The organism is Sphingorhabdus sp., from assembly GCF_044357595.1.
In the GTDB taxonomy this organism is placed as follows: domain Bacteria; phylum Pseudomonadota; class Alphaproteobacteria; order Sphingomonadales; family Sphingomonadaceae; genus Sphingorhabdus_B.
Genome location: NZ_JBIKPH010000178.1, coordinates 1 through 3,633, shown reverse-complemented (window position 1 = coordinate 3,633; position 3,633 = coordinate 1). Strand labels below are relative to the sequence as shown.

Sequence of the window (3,633 nt, the reverse complement as noted above, 5' to 3'; positions counted from 1 at the left end):
ATCAATGTGGCAGGCGCGATCGCGTTGGGCAAACAATTGGGGCCGGGTAAGCGCATTGTTACCATCTTGTGCGACACGGGTTTCCGGTATCTGTCCACCATCTATAATCCCGCATGGATGCGCAGTAAAAACCTTCCCGTAATGCCTTGGCAAACGGACAGCTAAAGGCAATATCGGGTTTAGAGGAGGAAGCAGATGGTCCAGCAAAGGCAATCCGCAGTTCAACGCATTCAGGTTGGTGTCGTCGGCCTTGTCATCGTGCTGCTGTTCGTAACACTGGCAAGCATGGTTCTCGATCGGGTTAGGCCAGCGCCGCAAGCTGGCGGCATGCCAGGGGCGGCTCCCTTGACCGCGGGCAATGGCTCAACGCCTGCTGAGCCGCTGGCCGAATTGGGCGTCACGCCGGTCGCCAACGATTCTGGGACTGATCAGCCTGCCAATGGAGCCGCGCCAGCGCCGCGGCAATCCGCACCCGCGCCGCGGCGGTAATTTGGTGACTGATAGATTTGCCCGCTTTGGGGGCAGAACGCGGCTTTTTGTCGCGCTGCTTGCCGTATCATTGGCCCTGCTGCTGTTTGCAGGATTTGCCTACACGCGGTCCGTAGATGATAGGCCAAAGGCGGCCCTAGCCCTCATGACAACATTGCCGTTGCAGTGGAGTGAGGGGGGCATTGAAGCTGACCTTACCCAGGATGCCGCGCCGCACCCTGCTTTCGCACGCCTTGACCAGCGTTACGACATTGACCTCATCGATGACCTGACGACATGGCAACCACGCAACGGGCAACTGCTCTTGCTTGCTCAACCGCGGGCTTTTGCTTCGGCGGAGCTCGTGCGCTTGGACAATTGGGTTCGGAGCGGCGGTCGGCTGTTGATACTGGCGGACCCTGCTTTGCAATGGGGCAGCCTGTATCCGTTGGGGGACAAGAGGCGCCCGTTGTTTACATCTTTACTTTCCCCCTTGTTCACACATTGGGGGCTTGAGCTGGTTTTGCCCATTACCGATGACAGCCCGCGTGTTATCCGCAAGATCGGCGCTTTCAATATACGCACCGTAACGCCCGGCGAATGGCTTCCCAAAGGGACAATAAGCCCGCGCTGCAGCATTTCCGCCAAGGGCCTGTTGGCGGATTGCCGGATCGGTAAGGGGCGCGCGGTGTTGGTTGCCGATGCCGACATGTTAGACGCTGCCTTTTGGGAAGGACAGGGGATGCGCATACTCACCGGAGGTGACGAGTTCGCCAATTTGGCCTTTGTCGAAGCGCTGTTGATGGCGTTGAAATCCAATAATGCGCTTAATGGGGATTTTGTGGGAAAATGACGGGCGCAGAAGAATTTTATGCAATTAACTGCTCAAAGACCGGTAATTTAGCCGATTTTGGGTGCTTATATTGGGGTGCATTACGCATGGCAATTTGGGGGGAACTGTAAAAACAAGGGAATTTCGGTAAATTTTGTCATAAAAATTAAGCATTCCCATAAAATCCCCCTTTTCATCCATGAATTCCCTTGTTATGACCATGGCTTCAAGGGGTGGATTCCTGATTCTATCGGTCGTTACGGCGTCCGCATGACGCGTGTTTCGTCATGATTGGTAATTTCCACCCTTTATTGGGGGGTGGCTCAGGTAGTGTCAGCGTTGGTCGTCTATGCAGGTTCGGGGGTGTCGACTGTCGACGCCAAGGGCCGTACGACCATTCCCGCCGAGCTACGTGACAGCGTACAGCAGTCGAGCGGCAGCAACAATGTCTGTATTTCCCGCCATTCCAGCTTACCTTGCCTGATTGGCTTTGGCGGGTCCGAGCGTCTTAAGCTGCGTGCCGACATTGAGGCGCAATGGCAAAGCGCAGTTAACCGGGGTACCGAATTTGACCGGGAAATGGCTGGCGTTTCGGCTTCTTCGATTTTTGAAACCGCTTTTGAGGCAAGTGGCCGCTTCGTTCTCTCGCCTATGCTTAAGCATTTTGGTCGCATTAACGACCGCGCTTTCTTCTTTGGCGCGACAACGCACTTCATGCTGTGGAACCCTGATGTCTTCCTCAAAGAAGCGCCTGCAGCGTTTAACCCCATTAAGGACGAGCTGAATTATTGGCTGTCCCAGGCAAAGCGCGACAAATGAGCGCGCTCGCCCCACATATTTCAGTTTTACTGGATGAAGTAATTCACTCTCTGCCCATCACCCCGGGCGCTGAGATCGTGGATGGTACCTTTGGTGCGGGTGGATACAGCCAGGCGATACTGGCTGGTGGTGCGCGCGTTTACGCGTTCGACCGCGATCCCGATGCACTTAACGAAGGTGCGGACCTTGCAGGCCGGAGTGAAGGTGCTTTGCGTCTTTACTCGGCCTGTTTTTCTAACATGGACGATGTCCTGATGGCTGATGGTATCATGTCGGTCGATGGCGTCGTGCTCGACATTGGCGTTTCGTCGATGCAGCTTGATCGCGCAGAGCGCGGCTTTTCCTTCCAGAAGGACGGCCCGCTTGATATGCGCATGGGTCAGGACGGCATGTCGGCTGCCGACTTCGTTAACGAAGCTGAAGAAGCGGATATTGCCGACATCATCTTTCGGTATGGCGAAGAGCATCGTTCACGCCGTATCGCGCGTTCGATTGTGGCTGCGCGTCCCATCACGACAACTGCGCAGCTCGCTGCAATCGTCCGCAAGGCCGTTGGCCATAAGCCCGGCGCGCCGAAAGACCCCGCAACTCGTGCGTTTCAGGCCATCCGCATTCATGTGAACCGCGAACTGGATGAGTTGACCGACGGGCTGGAAGCTGCAGAGCGCATTTTGAAGCCCGGGGGTCGTCTGGCTGTGGTTACCTTTCACAGTCTTGAAGATCGCATCGTAAAGCAATTTTTGCGCCGTCGTAGTGGCGCAGAAGCCGCAGGGTCACGGCATGTGCCAATGGTTGGTAATGACGGTCCTGCGCCCACTTTCGACAAAGCTGATAAAGCGGTCCGGCCATCGGATGCCGAGTTGGCCCGTAATCCACGGTCCCGTTCAGCAACATTACGTTCCGCAACCCGCACACACGCACCCGCATGGGCAATAGGAGGACTGGCAGCATGAGTCTCGCCATGAAAAGACTTCAGAATATCGGCTGGCTGGCTTTGGTGTTCATGGTTGCAATCCTGTTATACCCATTGTCGTTGAACGTTGCCGCGATGCACAGCAATCTGGTTGCTGTTGATCGCAACATATTGGAAACAAAGCGTGAAATCAGCTTCCTTCAAGCCGAAATCCGCACGCGCGCTAGTCTGCAGCAGCTTGAGGAATGGAACGAGCTTTTGTACGGTTATCAACCACCAATGGCCAACCAGTTCGTTAGCGGTGAGGCTGCACTTGCGGAACTGACGGGTGATCTGCAAGCGACCAAGCCAGTGATGATGGCTTCGGCCGACATTGACGCTGCGCCAAGCGCGAACCAAGCCAATCCCGCGCCAACAATTGAGGCCGTTGTTAAAAAATCCACCGAAATTGCCACCGCCGTTGCGGCGCCGATTTTTGCCGAGCCGGTAAAGCGCGCCGCACCTAAGCCTGCGGCACCGAAGGTTGAGCAGACGCGGACCGAGCGGCTGGCGCGGATGGACGAAAAGCTTTTGTCCGACGACTTCATGCGGGATATTTCGG

Annotated in this window: 5 protein-coding genes and 1 pseudogene; all 6 read left to right on the top strand. The window is 56.0% G+C overall.

The window, feature by feature from the left end; translation table 11 throughout:
- Window positions 1–165 (top strand): annotated as a pseudogene (locus ACIQ2T_RS12490) (cysteine synthase A); the annotation flags it as partial.
- Window positions 166–195: 30 nt separating this feature from the next.
- On the top strand, window positions 196–489 hold the full coding sequence (locus ACIQ2T_RS12485; protein WP_397591095.1) for a hypothetical protein: 294 nt from the start codon (window positions 196–198) through the stop codon (window positions 487–489).
- A gap of 4 nt (window positions 490–493) precedes the next feature.
- Window positions 494–1,321: a hypothetical protein gene (locus ACIQ2T_RS12480; RefSeq protein ID WP_397591094.1), complete on the top strand. Its 828-nt coding sequence runs from the start codon at window positions 494–496 to the stop codon at window positions 1,319–1,321.
- 309 nt (window positions 1,322–1,630) lie between these two features.
- Window positions 1,631–2,119: a division/cell wall cluster transcriptional repressor MraZ gene (locus ACIQ2T_RS12475; RefSeq protein WP_397591093.1), complete on the top strand. Its 489-nt coding sequence runs from the start codon at window positions 1,631–1,633 to the stop codon at window positions 2,117–2,119.
- On the top strand, window positions 2,116–3,072 hold the full coding sequence (gene rsmH, locus ACIQ2T_RS12470; protein WP_397591092.1) for a 16S rRNA (cytosine(1402)-N(4))-methyltransferase RsmH: 957 nt from the start codon (window positions 2,116–2,118) through the stop codon (window positions 3,070–3,072). The genes ACIQ2T_RS12475 and rsmH overlap by 4 nt, the downstream gene beginning before the upstream one ends.
- Before the next feature lie 8 nt (window positions 3,073–3,080).
- On the top strand, window positions 3,081–3,633 hold a 553-nt coding region (locus ACIQ2T_RS12465), incomplete at its 3' end, for a hypothetical protein (RefSeq protein WP_397591091.1).

Bases quoted from the DNA above. Each gene is read 5' to 3' on its own strand.
- ACIQ2T_RS12485 (WP_397591095.1), top strand. From the start codon at position 196: ATGGTCCAGCAAAGGCAATCCGCAGTTCAACGCATTCAGGTTGGTGTC.
- rsmH (WP_397591092.1), top strand. From the start codon at position 2,116: ATGAGCGCGCTCGCCCCACATATTTCAGTTTTACTGGATGAAGTAATT.